We start from the raw sequence: 17,186 nt of genomic DNA, 5'->3' as shown, positions 1-17,186 counted from the left end.
AATCAATCTCAAATCCAAAATTGTTTAACACCGATAAAAAAGAGATACTGGAAACCTATGTTCACTTTTGGTTCAAAACCCAAGCGGATAATGAACTAACCTTTGAATAAAATTTCATTCCGACTAGCTGCACCTAACTGCGGTAAAGAATTGATGGCTGAGTGGGGAGTCAGGGCAGTAGGAACGGTTAGAGGTAATTGTAATTGTTTTACAACACTTTGCAAGAGTTGGTCTTGTTCAGTTCGCAAACCCCAAACATTTGCCCCACGGTTGATAATAGCAAACCAAACCAAACCGCGATCGCGTGTGGGCATGACTCCAGCTAAAGCGCTGACATCCCTAAGAGTGCCAGTTTTGATTACAGTAGAGAGAGGAATATGTCGGGAGTGTAGTGTTCCCCGGTGATCGAACCCAGACATCGGGAACAAGTCAGCCAGATTTAGCTGATGGGCAGATGCCTCTCCTTGAATAGCCATCAACATCGCACAAACAGCCCTGGGGGAAATACGGTTTTCCGGGCCTAGTCCAGAACCATTAATTAACTGAATTTCTACTTGTGGCACTCTTGCAAGGTTAGCAGCAGTGGATTGGACTACAGTTGCTCCTCCCACGGACTCTGCTAGCATCTCTGCCATATCGTTGTTACTGTAAACATTCATTTCCTTGAGCAGTTGCTTCAAGGGTAGCGATCGATGACGCAGTAACAAATTTTGTTGAGGGTTTGGTTGCGCCTCAACTTTCACCGTACCCGCAATCACAACTTGAGGCTTGGGCGTTCCCTTGGGCATGATTGAGTGTGTGTAAATAGCAGGGCGACCCCAAGTTGCACGATTTAGGGTTTGCTTGAGCATCATACCCGCCAGCATCGGCTGCCGTTGGAAATTCATGGCAAATCTGCCATTAATGATTAAATTCCCTTTTACCTGCTTGATGCCCATTTTATTGAGAGTATTACCAAGAGCGATCGCTTCTTCCCAAACAAACATCGGATCGCCACCGCCTGTAATCACCAAATCGCCTTGCACAACTCCATTTACCACTGGCCCGGTGATACTTACCAAAGTATCAAACTGGTAATCTGGGCCCCAAGTTTTCAAAGCAACTAATGAAGTAGCAATTTTGGTTAAAGAGGCAGCCGGCAGAGGTGTCGTACCTTGGTGATTTGCCATCAGCATCGGCCCTGACTGCATCCAAATACCCTGACTCTCAGCCAGATTTTGCCCCACTACTTTCGATGCGATCAGCTTTTTCAGATATTCCTGCACCGTGGTTGCCCCAGTTGGATTGGGATCGGGGGCAAGAACCAAACCAGGGCTACCTTGCCAAGTCAAAGCATCTAAGGCATCTTGAGGCTTGATTTGTACCCCGGCCATTTCTAGCCAAAGTGACACCAAACCTGAACCCAATAATTCCAGCATATTTTATTCCTCTGTCAGGATATGATCGTTTGTTTACTGTGCTAATATACAAGGCTTTTTACGATAATCAGTACTGAGCCATATTAACAATTCAAAATTCAAAATTCAAAGTTCAAAATTAAAGACATTTTCAGACGGTGATTTAAACCCCGACTGAAAATGAGGCTAAGTTTAGAGGTAGGGGTCTTAAACCCTTTAATTTTCGATAATTGGTGTTTTTCTCTTCTGGAAATAGCTTTTTTGTCATCTTGATTCTGACATCCATGTTTAGTTGATCCTCGTCGTCTGACTACTCAATCAGAGCCAATACTGAAACAATAGGAATAATGCTAAAGCGACATCATAAACTATGAGTGAACTTCCTAACAGTCTTGAAGATGCGATCGCCCAATCTCGTGTAGCTGTCCAAGCTGCCCTTGCAGATGGTTGTACTCGCTTGCAGGTTGAGTTCCTGTTCCCAGAACTCAAGTTTATGCCCGTGGCGGAACAATTTTTGCCCGTGTTTACGGATTATGATTCCCGTTTGAAGATTTTCTTTGCTGACGCTGGTGCTGCCGCCCTAGCCCGCCGCAATTGGGCTGACGCACCATTTCAAATTGTAGATATTGGTACGGGAAGGACTGCTTCCTTGGAAACAAAAATTCAGCCAGAGGATGAAATTTTCTTATTCATTGCTCCCACTTCCGTAGAAGTACCGCAGGTGGAAAAGTTGTGTGAAGTAATAGGCGATCGCCCTGTAGTCTTTTTAAATCCCCGTCTAGAAGATTCTGGAACTGTAGGCATTGGTTATGCAGCAAGACAAATTCGCCTGCGTTTAATCAATACCATTGAATCCTGTTATTATCTGCGCCCCATAGACGATCAAAGTGCCTTATATCGCTCCTACCCAGGACAGTGGGAAGTTTGGCTAGAAACTGGCGGCGAATATCAAAGAATTGCCGAATTACCCACAAAACCATCGGGTGATGAGTTGGATCTGATCTTTTTAAAAGGACAACCGCAAACAACAACGGACACTGCACCTGCGAAAAAACCCAATGTGTTTAAAAGTTTGCAACGCTTTTTAAAGGCTTTGAGTAGTTAGCGGAAGGTAGAGGTAGCAGGAGGAAACTCGAGCGTCTGCTGCCTCATTTTGAGTTTTTTATTTCTCAAAACAGAAACTTGATGCTGAAAACACTGTATATTGTGCGACATTGCCAAGCAGTTGGACAGGAACCTAACGCGCCTCTTACATCAGAAGGCAATCTCCAAGCGATGGCTCTTGCTGATTTGTTATTCGGTTTGGGGATAGAGCGGGTTATCTCGAGTCCATTTATGAGAGCATATCAATCAATTGCTCCACTCGCTGAACGTCTGAGCCTCTCAATTGAGACTGATAATCGACTTATTGAGCGCGTACTGTGTGCAACACCGCTTGATGATTGGCGTGAGCGATTGGCTGAGTCATTTACCAATCTTGATTTATTCTAGATGGTGGTGAGTCAAGTCGTATTGCTATGGCGCGTGGCATAGCTGTAATTGATGAACTATTACAGCAAGAAACAAACACAATTGCGATCGTGACGCATGGCAATTTAATGACGTTGATTCTGAAACATTTTGACGATCGCATTGGTTATGCTGAATGGGAAAAACTGAGCAATCCAGATGTGTATCGCGTACAGTTTCTCAATGGTGCAAAACACCTAGAGCCAATGAGATTTTTATAGGTAGTTTAATAACAAGCCTTTAACTTACAGCATAATCTGTATACTGCCGGATATAGGGCGGATGAAACCGGACTGCAATATCATGCTTTGGTACTCCCATCGCCGCTAGTTGCTCGCCTACATTCTCTTGTGTACCATTCCGATGAAGTATTACAGAAAAAAATAAACACAATTGCAATCGTGACGCATAGCAATTTAATGGCGTTGATTCTGAAGCATTTTGACGATCGCATTAGTTATGCTGAAGTGTAAAAAACAGTGCCATACTATCCAATACTGCTCGGGTAAAGCATTTTTAACTGGGAATTGGATTTGGGGAAAAGGTTAAAGGTTTTTTCTTTCCCTTTTCCCCTTCCCCTTTTCCCTTTAACCGACAAGTATTGCCATACTACCAACTAACCAATGCAACCGTTCAAAACTCTGCTACGTGTCCGACACTATGAAATGGATGCCCTTGGGCATGTAAATAACGCCGTTTACCAAAATTATCTCGAACAAGCAGCCATTGAGCATTCAGAATACCTGGGCTTAACTTTGGATGTATATCGGGAAGTAGGCGGCGTATTTGTCATGCGGCGAGTAGAAATTGACTATTTACGTCCAGCAGTAGCAGGCGATACCCTGGAAGTTACTACCTGGTTGAAAGAAATGCGCGGGACTCGTGCCTTCCGATGCTACGAGATTCGTAAACAAAACCAAGATGATTTGTTAGTAACGGCAGAGGCGCTGTGGGTTTGGGTGGATGCACAGACAATGCGCCCACGACCAATTCCCAGTATCATGTTAGACAAATTTTTGCAAATCAAAAATCCAGGTGTTACAACCTAAAAATGGCTTGTCATTTGCAATTTAATGAATCTTAATTTTTCTAATGAAAAAGAAATAATTGATTTTTCCCAGTAATGCTGACGTTCAAGAATACACAACTATGATGTTATAAGTGCAAAATTTAAATCTGTAGAAGCTGCAATCAAAATTAGGTCAGTAAATCAGGATTTTCAAGTCAATATTATGGAGCCAATTCAGCCACAACAGCGCCGTGCCGCCGATCAAGTGTTTCAGCAATCCCTCGATCAGTTGGAAGATATCTTACAAGAAATTTCAACAGAGGAAGAAGAAATTCCACAACTTGCTCAACTGCATTCTACTAATTTCAGTGAAGTCGAAGTCGATCAAGACTCGATCGCTATTGATTTAGCAGCCCTTGAGGACGCAGTTGCTGATATCGAACAATATCTCGAAGAAAAGACAAAAACCCAAGAAAAATCATGAGTTTTAACTCCTGCACAGACGCGATGAATCACGTCTCTTTTGTACAGACGCGATTCATCGCGTCTCCTGACTCATTTGCCGCCGAGCTTCGTACAACATTAAAGCGGCTGCGATCGCTACATTCAAAGATTCTACCCCAGGACTCAAAGGAATTCTGACTTGTTTATCTGCGATCGCTGCTAAATCTGCCGACAATCCAGCACCTTCGTTTCCCAATAAAATCAAACTGGGTTTGTGCCAGTCTACATCCCAATAAGTCAAAGTTGCACTGGGTAAAGTTGCCACTACCTGCATCCCTGCTTGTTGACTTTGTTGAACTGTAGCTTTTAAATCTTCGGTTACGGACGTTGCTAGACGAAACCATTGCCCTGCCGAAGCTCGGAGAACTTTTGGGCTGTCTAAATCAACACTATCTCCGCTTACCCATAAACCTGATGCTCCCACCGCCGCCGCAGTGCGAATCATCGTACCCAGGTTTCCCGGATCTTGCACTGTTTCTAAAGCTAGGACTAAACCATTGAATGGTAGTTGATGGCTATCCCTTCGTTTTGCCGTTGCTACTACACCATCTGGTTGGACTGTAGTAGCGATCGCATTTAATACTTCCTCGCTGACAATTTCGGTGCGATCGCTTTTACTACAAGCTTCTTCCCAAAGTGACGAGTGGGCTGCTTGCCAATCTGGAGTACAACACACTGTTTCTAATGGGTAATTTACCGCACAAGCTTCTTCCAAAAGGTGCGTCCCTTCCAGTAAAAATAACTGCTGCTTGTGCCGCTCCTTGGTGGAGTGGAGTTTGCGAATTTGCTTAACTAGGGAATTTTGTAAACTGGTCAACACGATTTTAGATTTTAGATTTTGGATTTTAGATTAATTCAAAATTAGCAATCTAAAATCCAAAATTGGTATGCGGAACCCGGGACTTGAACCCGGAAGCCTTGCGGCACTAGAACCTGAATCTAGCGCGTCTGCCAATTCCGCCAGTTCCGCTGGCACTTGTGCTTATCGACAATTTCTTGATTATTGCCTAAAATTTTACCTTTGTCAAGTTAAAACAAAAAACCCGTTAAAAGTCTCAGGTTAGTAACGACTTTTTCAGGAAATTAGGTCAAATCAAAATATTAGCTGAACAGTACAGCATTGATTCCTAGAAAATACTTAAGTCATTTTACTGAGTATTTAATTTTGCTTAAAACTACTACTTATTCATGATTTTTTGTTAAATTTTTCAAAATCGCAAAAAGCCTGCTATAACTATCTTTTAGCCTTTATTTTTACCCAAAAAGCAATTTTTTGATGCAAGAATTTGTCCTAAAACGTGGACAATTTGAATCTTTACTGTAGAATCAAAACCAACTTCAAACATATAAAATTACGTATTACTTTTGGAGGTAGGCTTATCAATCCTTCTACCAGCTTACCAGATGCAAAAATTGCTCCAGAAGCAGACTCCTCAGTCTTGCAAATTTGGGGCGGGCATCCTTTGCGTGGTCATGTGAAAATTAGCGGGGCAAAAAATGCAGCATTGGTAATCATGGCTGGAGCCTTGCTGTGTCCGGGCGATTGTCGTATCCGCAACGTTCCCTTATTAGCGGACGTAGAGCGGATGGGTCAGGTGTTATCGGCTTTGGGTGTACGTTTAACCCGACAAGGCGATATTTTAGATATCAACGCCAGCGAAATTAAAACCTCAAAAGCTCCCTACGAACTAGTTACCCAACTGAGGGCGAGTTTCTTCGCCATTGGAGCCATTCTTGCCAGATTGGGAGTAGCGCAGATGCCCTTACCAGGCGGTTGTGCTATTGGGGCAAGACCAGTTGACTTGCATGTGCGAGGACTGCAAGCGATGGGGGCTGAGGTACAGATTGAGCATGGCATTTGTAACGCCTACGTCCCTGGCAGCAGCCGGAGATTAAAAGGTGCGAAGATTTACTTAGATATAGCCAGCGTTGGAGCGACAGAAAACTTGATGATGGCTGCTACCCTGGCAGAGGGCGAAACCATCATCGAAAATGCTGCCAGAGAACCGGAAGTAGTTGATTTAGCTAACTTCTGTAACGCGATGGGAGCGAAAATCAAGGGGGCGGGGACTAGCAGGATTATTGTTGAGGGAGTCCCCAAATTGCATTCTGTTGATTACAGTATCATTCCCGATCGCATTGAGGCCGGGACATTTTTATTGTCAGCAGCAATTACCCGTTCCGAACTTCTTCTCTCACCAGTGGCTCCAGAACATCTTATACCAGTGATTGCCAAGCTGCGAGATATTGGGGTGACAATAATTGAGGAAAAGCCTGACCAATTACACATTCTGCCAGCAGAAAGCCTCAAGGCCACGGATATTGAAACTCAATACCATCCAGGTTTTCCTACAGATATGCAAGCGCCATTCATGTCTTTGCTGACATTGGCTGAAGGCGACAGCGTGATTAACGAATCCGTCTTTGAAAATCGCTTGCGTCATGCCTCAGAGTTGAATCGCTTAGGGGCAGATATTCGTGTCAAGGGTAACGCTGCTTTTGTTCGGGGAGTACCAAAATTATCTGGCGCACCAGTATTAGGCACAGACTTACGAGCATCAGCCGCGCTAGTTATCGCGGGGTTAGCGGCAGAAGGAAAAACCACAATTCAAGGATTACAGCACCTCGATCGCGGCTACGATCGACTTGATGTGAAGTTGCAGCAATTGGGAGCTAAAATCCTTCGTGTGGGTGAAACATCAGCAGATGCCGAAATCGCTCCCAGCATCACTAGCCTTTCAAGTTGAAATTGATAGGTTGAGACTGACTGAAGAGGCAGGGAAGCAGGGAGCAGGGAGCAAGGGGGAGGATTTAGGATTTCACCTGAAATTAAGGGTTTCAGAGCAAGTAAATTTATTTATGCTCAAAGGAAAATATTATTTCGAGATGCAATGCACGAGAAATAATGCGTCCTTGCTTCAGAGTAAATAAATTTATGTATGGGTTCTTCTCCCCTGCCCCCTTAGGGCGAATGCATCTAAAATAGGGATGTTATTTATACGGAAAATTTCTATATAACACCAAGGGATACGCGGAAAAATTCCATATAATCATCCTGTAAAGGTGGATATACGGAAAAATTCTGTATAATATCCGAAACAAGGGTTTAAAAAGGAAATTTTCCGTATATCTAGAAAGAAGGTAGCTGTAATGCTTGATATATTAATAATATTTAGAAATATTTAGAAAAAGATTATACGAAAAGTTTCCGTATAATAAATAGTTATCCAGCGAAAAAAAGCCGAACATCTCGGTCGTGGTTAAGCGTTCACGAACGGCACGACAACTGTTTCGCAAGCCACCGGGGTGTTAGTATGCCTGTCTTGCAAAGGAGCGGTAAGCAGATGGAAAAGATTGTTATCGTGAAATGGAGAATTAAGGAGTCGGAAATGTCCTGGCTTCTGAAATTGCTACCGGAACTGGCCGAGAAGACCAGAGCGGAGGAAGGCAACATTTCCTACACAATTTATCAGTCGGAAAGCGATCCTTGCGAACTCATTCTTTGCGAACACTACACCGACACCGCTGCTGCAGAATCTCACAGGCAATCAGAACACTATAAAAGAATCGTCGCAAAAGAGATCATCCCCCATCTTGAAGTCCGCGAGGTGATATCGGTGAAGAAGCTTGTTTGAAGCTCTGGCCCTAACCAAACAAAACAACCGCACTAAGGAGAAGCTATGTCAAACAAGATTCTCATTATCGTATCGAATGCGTGCGTCATTGGTCCGAACAACCGAAGGACGGGAAATTTCCTGCCGGAGGTCGCACATCCTTATGCTGAATTCGACAGAGCAAAATACCAAATTGACTTCGCAAGTCTCACCGGAGATACGCCGTTTCTGGATGCGCTCAATCTTGCTGACGACCCTGATAACTTAGCCTTCTTGGTAGGAAAAGGGTGGGCCTCAATGCAGAAAGCGAAGAAGCTCTCAGATGTGGATGTCAGCCAGTACGATGCCATCTTTATGCCTGGTGGTTTGGCACCGATGGTTGATATGCCTGAGCATCCACTTCTCAAAAAGGTTGTGAAAGAGACGTACGAGCGGGGTGCCGTTGTTGGAGCCGTTTGTCACGGTCCAGTCTCCTTGCTGAACGTCAAGTTGAGCAACGGCACCCTCCTGCTTGCTGGGAAGAATATCAGTTCATTTACGAACGACGAGGAAGAAAACTACGCGAAAGCTGATGTGCCTTTCGAGTTGGAAACGGCGCTCACCAAACAAGGCGCGCTCTTCCACAAGGGGGCACCCTGGCAGGCATTCAGCATCGCCGATGGAAATCTCGTCACCGGACAGAATCCTGCTTCTGCCAAAGTCGTCGCAGAGAAGATGATCGCGCTCTTAGAGTCCGCTTGACACAGCATAGTTCAGACGGCGCTTGACCCCTGCATAACCAAACGCTGCAATGACCTAGCTTTGCGTCAAGCTTTTGGTACATTGAGCGTCGGTCGGCCCCGCGCCGACCATTGACTGTTGATCCTTAATATTAATAAATAGTCATTCAGTTGACAATAAGCTCATTCATGTTTTGAGAGAATATTTGATTTACTTTGCTTATTGTTCTATCAATTTTTACAATTATCTATGTCATTTTGAAATCTTTCTTAGTTTTTATTAGTAAATTAAGATGCGTTTGCCCTGCCTGCCCCCTGCCCCTTTTCATCTTTGATGACGCGGGAATAAGGAGAACGAGGGAGACAAAGTAAAATTTTCTCCCCCTGCCCCCTCTGCCTGCCCTAGTTAAATCGTTATACTAACTGTGGGTAGCTGGTTAAATAAACAGCCAGGTTCCATAGTTGTGTTTTTTATAGCTTGCTGCACTATGTCATTCTTCAAAACCCCTCTGATTGGTTTAAAAGCTGACTCATTTCGTCATCCATTAGACCTGGAAGCTACTAAAACGCTCAAGCAAATCCCAGGCATAGATATGTTGGTGCGAAATTGGCTCGGGCCAATGGCAGAGCAGGTTTTCTATGTAGAAAATATTGCTTCCAGCATTCTGGTGGGTGAAAAACAACTACCTGATTTATACAAGCTGTTGTTAGACGCTTGTGAAATTCTGGATATAGAGCCTCCTCAGTTGTATGTCCGGCAACATCCGGCTCCCAACGCCTATACTTTTGCTGTACGGGGTAAGCAGCCCTTTGTAGTGATACACACATCCCTAATTGATATCCTCACCCCAGAGGAAATTCAGGCAGTAATTGCCCACGAGTTGGGTCATCTCAAGTGCGACCATAGCGTTTACTTGACCCCTGTAAATCTACTTATATTAGCGGCGGCGATTGTGCCCAATGTCGGAACCTTTGTTGCTCAAGCGATACAGGCACAACTTTTAGAATGGGTACGTTGTGCTGAGTTTACCTGCGATCGCGCCGCATTACTAGCAACCCAAGATCCCAAAGTTGTCATGTCAGTGTTAATGAAGCTAGCAGGTGGTTCCCCAACCTTAGCGCCACAACTGAATCTCGATGCCTTTGTTGCCCAAGCCCGCGCTTATGATGACATTAGCAAGACCGAATTAGGCGAAATGGTCAAAACCGCCCGCACAGCCCAATTAACCCATCCAGTACCAGTCCTGCGGGCGCGAGAAATTGACCGTTGGGCAAGCAGCACAGAATATCAATCTTTAATCCAAACTCATGGATTGAAGTCTACAAGTAATGAAGTTGCACCCAAAGGTGGCTGGCGAAACTGGTAGAGTTAGTAATGCGATCGCAATTACTAAATTTCTTCAGGCAAAGTCTGGGCGATTACACTGTGATGTAAAATACTGGTTCAGCCCAAAAATCTACTAATCACCTTTTTTAATTAAAAGTTAAAAATTAATCAAGAAGAATAATTTTTAATTAATTTTAGGTACAAGCCCCTACTTATAACGCAGCGCTGGCTCATCCTAAAGCATCTTGGAATTTTTAATTAATAATTTTTAATTTTTAATTGGAGCGAAGCGACTTGACCAGGTTTCCTTACGACCAGTTCGCCAAAGACTATCTTAAAGAATTGTTACAGCCATTGGGAGAAGTGGAAACCAGTCGGAAAGTTCCAGCCCAAATTCGAGAGATTGATGTTTATTTCGTACCTCCACCCCAATCGGCAAAGAATACAATAGAATTAGGGCTGTTAGGAAAGTTTGCGGCTGAACCTGCATTAATTGAACCATTTAGAAATGCGGCGACAATTGCGGAAATTCGCAGTTGTATAAATAAGTTATTTGATATCTTTGCTGAAGTAAAACGCCAAGCTAAAGGTGATAAAACTCGCATTGTAGAATCAGAATTACCGCGTTTGTGGATTTTGTCACCCACGGCTTCTGAATCTGTACTAAATGGTTTTAGAACAAACCTAGATGAGCAAAATTGGGGAATAGGAGTACATTTTTTAGGCGATTACTTTAGAACAGCAATTGTAGTAATTCACCAATTACCGCATACAGAAGAAACACTATGGTTAAGAATTTTAGGTAAGGGAAGAGTCCAGCAACAAGCGATAGACGAACTAGAAGCACTCCCCCCAAATAATCCCTTACGTTCTAAAGCAATTGATTTATTATTAAATTTAAAGACTACCTTAGAATTCAATCAGAATATAGATGAGGAGGATAGAAATTTGATTATGCGCTTATCACCTATTTACGAGCAGAAATTAGCAGAAGTTAAACAAGAAGGAATTCAAGAAGGAATTCAAGAAGGAATTCGAGCAGAACGTCGTAATGTTATAGAAAATTTGTTGCGAGTTCGCTTTGGTTCGTTAGATGCGGAACTAAGAGGAATTACTGAGGCTTTATTGGCATTATCTCCAGAAGAATTTACTCCTTTATTACTGCAACTATCTAAGGAAGAATTATTAGATAGGTTTCTTTAAAAGAACTCAGTTACTAAAAAAATACTTCAATCAGACAATCGGATTAAAAAACATCCCATTGGTTAACCTACAGCCTCTACCATGACAGTTGTATCCAACGACCATCGCTTTCAACCCATAAATCTCTTTGAGTACGAAAAGCTAGCAAAAGAGCATCTGTCTCAAATGGCCCTTGATTACTATAGCAGTGGTGCTTGGGACGAAATCACATTACGAGATAATCGTGCTGCCTTTGAGCGAGTCAAGTTAAGACCTCGGATATTAGTCGATGTTAGCGATCGCAATTTAACTACCTCCATTTTAGGACAACCCCTGCAACTACCTTTGTTAATTGCGCCAATGGCCTTTCAATGTCTAGCCCATCCAGACGGAGAAGTGGCTACGGCTCTAGCTGCTGCATCAGCAGGTGTGGGTATGGTATTAAGTACAATGGCCACAAAGAGCATTGAAGAAGTAGCGACTGCCTGTGATAAATTTCCAGATTCTCTGCGATGGTTTCAACTTTACATCCATAAAGACCGGGGATTAACTAGGGCTTTGGTAGAAAAAGCCTATAAAGCAGGGTACAAAGCACTTTGTTTGACTGTAGATGCACCAGTTCTCGGACAACGCGAAAGAGATAGACGTAACGAGTTTTCCTTGCCCACAGACTTACATCTGGCTAATCTCGCCACCATCTCAGGGCTAGATATTTCCCATGAAAAAGGTGAATCTGGGTTATTTACCTATTTTGCCCAACAGCTAAACCCAGCAGTAACTTGGGATGATTTGGAATGGTTGCAATCTTTATCTCCACTACCTTTAGTCATCAAAGGAGTTTTACGGGGAGATGATGCTGTGCGGGCTGTAGAATATGGAGCCAAAGCAATTGTTGTTTCCAATCATGGTGGCAGACAACTCGATGGTGCGATCGCTTCAATAGAAGCCCTAGTTGAAATAGTAGCAGCAGTGGATGGTAAAGTAGAAGTGCTGCTGGATGGAGGCATTCGCAGGGGGACAGATATTCTCAAAGCTCTAGCATTAGGAGCAAAAGCAGTACTAATAGGAAGACCTATTCTGTGGGGACTAGCAGTAGCAGGACAAGTTGGTGTATCTCACGTCATCTCACTACTACAAGATGAGTTAAATGTGGGAATGGCACTTAGCGGCTGTGCCAACCTACAGGATATTAACCCTAGTTTATTGATATTGCCACGCTTTTAAGCCTTATATATAATTTGTTCCAGAAAAAGTTTGAGAATTAATTTTCAAACTTGTTACAAAATCCCTTAACTAGAGTACAATAGTTAAGTTAGATGTAACGGGCGGGTGGCGGAATTGGTAGACGCACCACACTCAAAATGTGGCGGCCTTACGGTCATAGGAGTTCGATTCTCCTCCTGCCCACTACCAAATAACTAAATAGAGAGGTTAAATTATGCGCCTAAAAAGATGGGAATCTCCCCGTAAAGAAGGCAGGAATGATAAAGGTAGAGGTGGTTCTGCCAGAAAGCGTCAACTGAAAAAGCAACGGCAAATGTTACGGCAAAGGCTCAAAGAAGCTAACAAACCAGACAATAACAAAAATAATAGAACAGGGGAAGGTAGCTTATCTTCCCCTTATTTTTTAGGCTTTTATCTCTTCAGTACATACTTACGCATCAAAATCGACAGCTTAAGTGCTTGATATATTGCTTTTCCATATACTTTTCCATATAAAGTAATTACATCATAATTCTTACTCAGTAATAAAATTTTTATAAAAATTTCTCGTAATTATAATGTTTGCATGAACCAATCAAAAATTAATTATGAAGGAAGTATGAATTTTGTCAACTAGCATCAGAAATTCTTAGCTTAAAACAGTAAGCTAGGACACAACAGCAAGTAATTCTAGTATTACCGATTAAGCTAAAAGTTTACTAAGAAGGTAATTGCACCTCCACGTGTTAGCTTCAAATGATGACACAAGCCTACAAAAAATCAGGAGTTATCCAATGCGAATTATTTAATATTCGGATTGCTTTAGGTAATCTATGGATTTTTTTCTTGGACACAGGAGTTATTGATGGTGGCAAGAGTGCTTCTACCTACTAAAAAAGTGCTTGATTTTCCTATTACTGCTTTACGCTTTGACCAGCAGATACAAATAATACTGAAGTGGGCGAGTAAGCGTGAGAGTAAAGCTGTATATGTAGGCAATGTACACATGCTCATTGAAGCTCATTGGCATCCAGAATTTGCCTCCGTATTACGAAATGCAGATATAGTTACTCCTGATGGTATGCCTCTTGTATGGATGATGCGAAAAATGGGAGCGTCTTCTCAAGACCGTGTGGCAGGGATGGATATCTTTCTGGCATTGTGTCAGCTAAGTCAAACACAAAATCTGAGTATTTTCTTTCTCGGTTCCCAAACAGAAATTCTCTCTAGGATGCAAAAAAGGTTAAAGCAGGAATTTCCACAGATAAAGATTGCGGCGATGGAGCCTCTACCATTTCGTCCCCTGACTCAAATTGAAGACGAAGCTTTGGTTCAAAAGATTAATTCTAGTGGTGCTAGCGCTGTCTTAGTGTCACTGGGATGTCCTAAACAAGAAAATTGGATAGCTCAACATAGAGGTAAAATACAAGCTGTAATGATTGGACTGGGTGGAGTTTTCCCAGTTTATGCAGGAATTCGTAAGCGTGCGCCCCGGATAGTTCGAGACTTAGGGCTTGAATGGCTGTATCGATGGATTCAAGAACCGCGCCGACTTTGTGGCCGCTATGCTAAGACCATTCCACTATTTATATGGCTGGCTATGAAGCAACTACTATCATCAAGTCGGATTGCAGCAGTCTTCCTTCACGAGACTGGGGATTAGAAAAAAGTGAAAATAAATAATCTAGTTGCCCCTAGCCTTGATATTCAAAGCTAGGGGCAGCTTTTTGGGCTTAAATTTTCTTGAAAAGGCTAATTCTGACTGGAGTTTTGGAGTCTCTGACTCCGCTTTTGAGTTCTAATTTCTGAATTCTTGTTCAAAGTAAAAATCCATTATCTGAAATAAACTATGAAGTACTTGACACAAACCCAGGATTAACTGCTATATTAACTAGAGTAAAGTTGTTGGGGCGTAGCCAAGTGGTAAGGCAGCGGGTTTTGGTCCCGCCATCCCTAGGTTCGAATCCTAGCGCCCCAGTGAATCGAAAGACAGGTATAATAACCTGTCTTTTAAAGTTTTTATATTAAATATACATCTCAACACATCTGATTCTGGAGATGCTACTTATCAGGTGATTTGAGAGCTTGGTCGAGAGTTTGCCGAGCCTGTTCTGCTTTAGAACGCGCATCTTGGTAACGCAAATTAGCTTGGGCAAAATTTTTGAGGACTTTAAAGCCTTCCTTAAGTCGAGTAATTTCCTCTTCAGTCACCGAATCGTCAGTGAACAGAACATCAACAGCTTTGCGAATTTCTAGCGCTTCAGTTCGTGACTCTTGAACTTTCAGCTTGAGTGTGGCCAGGTTACTTAATATCTGCACAGCTTGGGTAATGGTATCCTCACCACTAGCAGTATCAATAGTTGACTCTTTAACCTCAATTAATTGTTGAGGGCCAAATCCTTCTTCTAGTTCTGTGGGTAGCTTACCTGCATCCATCAGTTCCATCAGCTGATCCATTGCTTTATCACGGGCTTTGGCTGAATCTTTTCCAGAAACAGTAAGGATAATTTCTGGGCTTTGAGCGAGAGTATATTGCACCATATTTGAAGAGAAAATTTGCTGGTTAACCAAGCTGAGGGAAATAATTATAACATGTAGCGTGCCAATTCATTTGTTGGTTTATATATTTCGGTTTTGCGATCTAATTTCCATAATTTCATGCTTCATTCTTACCCTTGCTAAGTCGATCAAAATAAAACTTTATACTTAATAAAAGAGTAATAAATTTCAACAGGAGGGGAGAGCAATGGCTCCCAATCCCACCATCATGCAGGCTGTGGAAAAACTGGGCTACCGTGCCACCGTGGGCGACGTGGCAACTCAAGCAGGATTAAACGTTGCGGAAGCTAATCAAAGCTTGTTAGCCCTGGCATCTGATGCTGGGGGACATTTGCAGGTAGCAGATTCAGGTGATATAGTTTACCTTTTTCCACAAAATTTTCGAGCAATTTTGCGTAATAAATACTTCCAGTTACGATTGCAAGAATGGTGGAAAAAGGTCTGGAGTGTTCTGTTTTACCTGATTCGCATTTCTTTTGGAGTGTTCTTAACTGTTTCCATCGCTCTAATAACTATTACCATCTTCATGATTATTACTGCTGCCAATTCCGATCGCAATGGCGACAATCGGGGCAGTTCTGGCGGTGGGGGTTTCTTCTATTTTCCAAATTTCTTCTGGTATCTTAGCCCAAATTATGACACTCACTACCAGGAACGGCGACGTGGAAGCCAAGAAAAAAGCGATCTGAATTTCTTTGAAGCTGTGTTTTCGTTCTTGTTTGGTGATGGTAATCCTAACGCCAACTTAGACGAACGTCGCTGGCAAGAAATTGCGACAGTGATTCGAGGTAATCGTGGTGCAGTGGTAGCAGAACAAATTGCCCCATATTTGGATGACATTGGCGAAGGATATACAAGAGAGTACGAAGATTATATGCTGCCCGTTCTAACACGATTTAATGGGCAGCCGGCGGTAAGTCCAGAAGGGCAAATTGTTTATTACTTCCCAGAGTTACAGGTGAGTGCAGTTAAAAAACGCCGTCATTCAATATCGCCCTACTTGGAGGAATTGCCTTGGCATTTTAGTGCTGCAAGTTCAGGGCAAATTATGTTGAGTGCGGGGTTGGGGGTACTAAATTTTGTTGGTGCTTTAGTGCTGGGAAGTTTGTTGAAAGATGGCACTGTTGCTGCCCAATTAGGTGGATTGGTAGCTTTTGTGCAAGGAATTTATTGGCTGTTATTGGCTTACGGGGTAGGTTTTTTGGGCATCCCGTTATTGCGTTATTTCTGGATTCGGTGGCGTAATCGGAACATTATCGATCGCAACCGCGATCGCCTTTCTCGATCGAGGGTATTGGCAAGTCCTGATGCACCTTTGCAACAAAAAATCGACTATGCTCAACAATTTGCTACAGAAAAAGTCATTGGCAAGGAAGATTTAGTGTATTCTAGCGAAACTGACTTACTCGACCAAGAAGTTGAGCGTTCTGCACAAATTGATGCTGAATGGCAACGGCGGTTAGACGAGTCATAAGCAATTCGCTCATCCAATAAGTTTTTTCTCTGCGCCCTCCATGTCTGAACCCGCATTTCTCACTCTTCTTGAGGGAAGGGGCAGAGGAGCAGAGGGGCAGAGGGGAAAGAACTTGTACAATAACTCTCCTCTGCTCCCCTGCTCCCCTGCACAGGCACAGGCTTTGAGCATCAGTGAGAAATCCGGGTGAAGTGGTTAAAAAGTCTTTTATTTAACTACAGAGACACGGAGAGCAGAGAGTTAAGAAATTGCATAAATTTAATTTCTGGAGATGTCTAATAGCAACTCCTCTGTTTGTAGCTGTACAAAAGTACTCTTGACGAACTCTGCAATCTCTATTCGATTCCCACCGGGATCGCGGATGAAAAACCGCACACATCCTGGAATTGGCCTTTGATCGGGAATAATTTCTACCGCATATTTTTTTAGATGTTCCTCAAAGGTATTCAAGTTATCAACTTGGAAACAATAATGTCGTCTAGATGCTTGGTTATTGGCGTTTTTCTCTGTACTAATGTGCAGTTCAATGTCTCCCAACTTATACCACGCTCCTGAATCGTTTTTGACTATTTCAGGTCTGGGAATTTCAGCTAATCCCAAAATTTTGCTGTAGAAAGACAGCATTGCATCCTCTACCTCGAGAGGATAAGTTACTTGAATATGATGAACTGCTTTGAGTGTCATAAATT

Annotated in this window: 19 protein-coding genes and 3 tRNA genes; 16 read left to right on the top strand and 6 right to left on the bottom strand. The window is 42.8% G+C overall.

The window, feature by feature from the left end:
- Nucleotides 1–95: 95 nt before the first annotated feature.
- A complete protein-coding gene (locus RMZ41_RS07845) occupies nucleotides 96–1,418 on the bottom strand; it encodes a D-alanyl-D-alanine carboxypeptidase (protein ID WP_322645345.1) in 1,323 nt (440 codons plus the stop codon).
- 349 nt (nucleotides 1,419–1,767) lie between these two features.
- On the opposite strand from RMZ41_RS07845, the gene RMZ41_RS07840 reads away from it, so the two are divergent.
- The 3 genes from RMZ41_RS07840 (at nucleotide 1,768) to RMZ41_RS07830 (ending at nucleotide 3,127) form a co-directional block, all read left to right on the top strand.
- Nucleotides 1,768–2,502 (top strand): DUF1995 family protein, encoded by a 735-nt coding sequence (locus RMZ41_RS07840; protein ID WP_322645346.1) that lies wholly within the window; start codon nucleotides 1,768–1,770, stop codon nucleotides 2,500–2,502.
- A gap of 80 nt (nucleotides 2,503–2,582) precedes the next feature.
- On the top strand, nucleotides 2,583–2,888 hold the full coding sequence (locus tag RMZ41_RS07835; protein WP_322645347.1) for a histidine phosphatase family protein: 306 nt from the start codon (nucleotides 2,583–2,585) through the stop codon (nucleotides 2,886–2,888).
- Nucleotides 2,889–2,914: 26 nt separating this feature from the next.
- The gene (locus tag RMZ41_RS07830) at nucleotides 2,915–3,127 is read left to right on the top strand and encodes a histidine phosphatase family protein (protein WP_322645348.1); all 213 of its coding nucleotides are present in this window, start codon (nucleotides 2,915–2,917) and stop codon (nucleotides 3,125–3,127) included.
- A 19-nt stretch (nucleotides 3,128–3,146) separates the two neighbouring features.
- Here the strand turns inward: RMZ41_RS07830 and RMZ41_RS07825 are convergent, their stop codons facing one another.
- Nucleotides 3,147–3,299, bottom strand: coding sequence for an element excision factor XisI family protein (locus RMZ41_RS07825; RefSeq protein WP_409874916.1), 153 nt, complete (start codon nucleotides 3,297–3,299; stop codon nucleotides 3,147–3,149).
- Between the two features lie 230 nt (nucleotides 3,300–3,529).
- Between RMZ41_RS07825 and RMZ41_RS07820 the strand changes: the two genes are divergently transcribed.
- Nucleotides 3,530–3,955 (top strand): thioesterase family protein, encoded by a 426-nt coding sequence (locus tag RMZ41_RS07820; protein WP_322645350.1) that lies wholly within the window; start codon nucleotides 3,530–3,532, stop codon nucleotides 3,953–3,955.
- 183 nt (nucleotides 3,956–4,138) lie between these two features.
- Entirely contained in the window at nucleotides 4,139–4,399 is a 261-nt protein-coding gene (locus RMZ41_RS07815) for a hypothetical protein (protein ID WP_322645351.1), read from the top strand.
- Nucleotides 4,400–4,453: 54 nt separating this feature from the next.
- Here the strand turns inward: RMZ41_RS07815 and RMZ41_RS07810 are convergent, their stop codons facing one another.
- Complete coding sequence (locus RMZ41_RS07810; protein ID WP_322645352.1) at nucleotides 4,454–5,239, bottom strand: RNA methyltransferase; 786 nt, start codon at nucleotides 5,237–5,239, stop codon at nucleotides 4,454–4,456.
- A 68-nt stretch (nucleotides 5,240–5,307) separates the two neighbouring features.
- Nucleotides 5,308–5,389: transfer RNA gene (locus RMZ41_RS07805), tRNA-Leu, on the bottom strand.
- A gap of 409 nt (nucleotides 5,390–5,798) precedes the next feature.
- Between RMZ41_RS07805 and murA the strand changes: the two genes are divergently transcribed.
- The 10 genes from murA (at nucleotide 5,799) to RMZ41_RS07755 (ending at nucleotide 14,442) form a co-directional block, all read left to right on the top strand.
- Complete coding sequence (gene murA, locus RMZ41_RS07800) at nucleotides 5,799–7,166, top strand: UDP-N-acetylglucosamine 1-carboxyvinyltransferase (RefSeq protein WP_322645495.1); 1,368 nt, start codon at nucleotides 5,799–5,801, stop codon at nucleotides 7,164–7,166.
- A gap of 567 nt (nucleotides 7,167–7,733) precedes the next feature.
- Entirely contained in the window at nucleotides 7,734–8,054 is a 321-nt protein-coding gene (locus RMZ41_RS07795; protein ID WP_322645353.1) for a putative quinol monooxygenase, read from the top strand.
- Between the two features lie 45 nt (nucleotides 8,055–8,099).
- Nucleotides 8,100–8,774, top strand: coding sequence for a type 1 glutamine amidotransferase domain-containing protein (locus RMZ41_RS07790; RefSeq protein ID WP_322645354.1), 675 nt, complete (start codon nucleotides 8,100–8,102; stop codon nucleotides 8,772–8,774).
- Nucleotides 8,775–9,240: 466 nt separating this feature from the next.
- Nucleotides 9,241–10,119: a M48 family metallopeptidase gene (locus RMZ41_RS07785; RefSeq protein ID WP_322645355.1), complete on the top strand. Its 879-nt coding sequence runs from the start codon at nucleotides 9,241–9,243 to the stop codon at nucleotides 10,117–10,119.
- A gap of 254 nt (nucleotides 10,120–10,373) precedes the next feature.
- Entirely contained in the window at nucleotides 10,374–11,282 is a 909-nt protein-coding gene (locus RMZ41_RS07780; RefSeq protein ID WP_322734353.1) for a hypothetical protein, read from the top strand.
- A gap of 81 nt (nucleotides 11,283–11,363) precedes the next feature.
- Nucleotides 11,364–12,485 (top strand): alpha-hydroxy acid oxidase, encoded by a 1,122-nt coding sequence (locus tag RMZ41_RS07775; RefSeq protein WP_322645357.1) that lies wholly within the window; start codon nucleotides 11,364–11,366, stop codon nucleotides 12,483–12,485.
- Between the two features lie 99 nt (nucleotides 12,486–12,584).
- Nucleotides 12,585–12,668, top strand: a tRNA-Leu gene (locus RMZ41_RS07770).
- Nucleotides 12,669–12,699: 31 nt separating this feature from the next.
- On the top strand, nucleotides 12,700–12,948 hold the full coding sequence (locus RMZ41_RS07765; RefSeq protein ID WP_322645358.1) for a hypothetical protein: 249 nt from the start codon (nucleotides 12,700–12,702) through the stop codon (nucleotides 12,946–12,948).
- 381 nt (nucleotides 12,949–13,329) lie between these two features.
- Nucleotides 13,330–14,127: a WecB/TagA/CpsF family glycosyltransferase gene (locus RMZ41_RS07760; RefSeq protein WP_322645359.1), complete on the top strand. Its 798-nt coding sequence runs from the start codon at nucleotides 13,330–13,332 to the stop codon at nucleotides 14,125–14,127.
- Nucleotides 14,128–14,370: 243 nt separating this feature from the next.
- A tRNA-Gln gene (locus RMZ41_RS07755) sits at nucleotides 14,371–14,442 on the top strand.
- Nucleotides 14,443–14,525: 83 nt separating this feature from the next.
- On the opposite strand, the gene RMZ41_RS07750 is transcribed toward RMZ41_RS07755, so the two are convergent.
- Entirely contained in the window at nucleotides 14,526–15,005 is a 480-nt protein-coding gene (locus tag RMZ41_RS07750) for a hypothetical protein (RefSeq protein ID WP_322645360.1), read from the bottom strand.
- Between the two features lie 205 nt (nucleotides 15,006–15,210).
- Between RMZ41_RS07750 and RMZ41_RS07745 the strand changes: the two genes are divergently transcribed.
- Nucleotides 15,211–16,497, top strand: coding sequence for a hypothetical protein (locus tag RMZ41_RS07745; RefSeq protein WP_322645361.1), 1,287 nt, complete (start codon nucleotides 15,211–15,213; stop codon nucleotides 16,495–16,497).
- Nucleotides 16,498–16,755: 258 nt separating this feature from the next.
- Here RMZ41_RS07745 and RMZ41_RS07740 read toward each other — a convergent pair whose 3' ends face one another.
- Entirely contained in the window at nucleotides 16,756–17,181 is a 426-nt protein-coding gene (locus RMZ41_RS07740; RefSeq protein WP_322645362.1) for a VOC family protein, read from the bottom strand.
- Nucleotides 17,182–17,186: the final 5 nt, after the last annotated feature.

The organism is Nostoc sp. DedVER02 (genome assembly GCF_034530675.2).
GTDB lineage: Bacteria > Cyanobacteriota > Cyanobacteriia > Cyanobacteriales > Nostocaceae > Nostoc.
The sequence above is the reverse complement of the archived record's forward strand: the minus strand, read 5'-3'. Positions and strand labels throughout refer to the sequence as shown.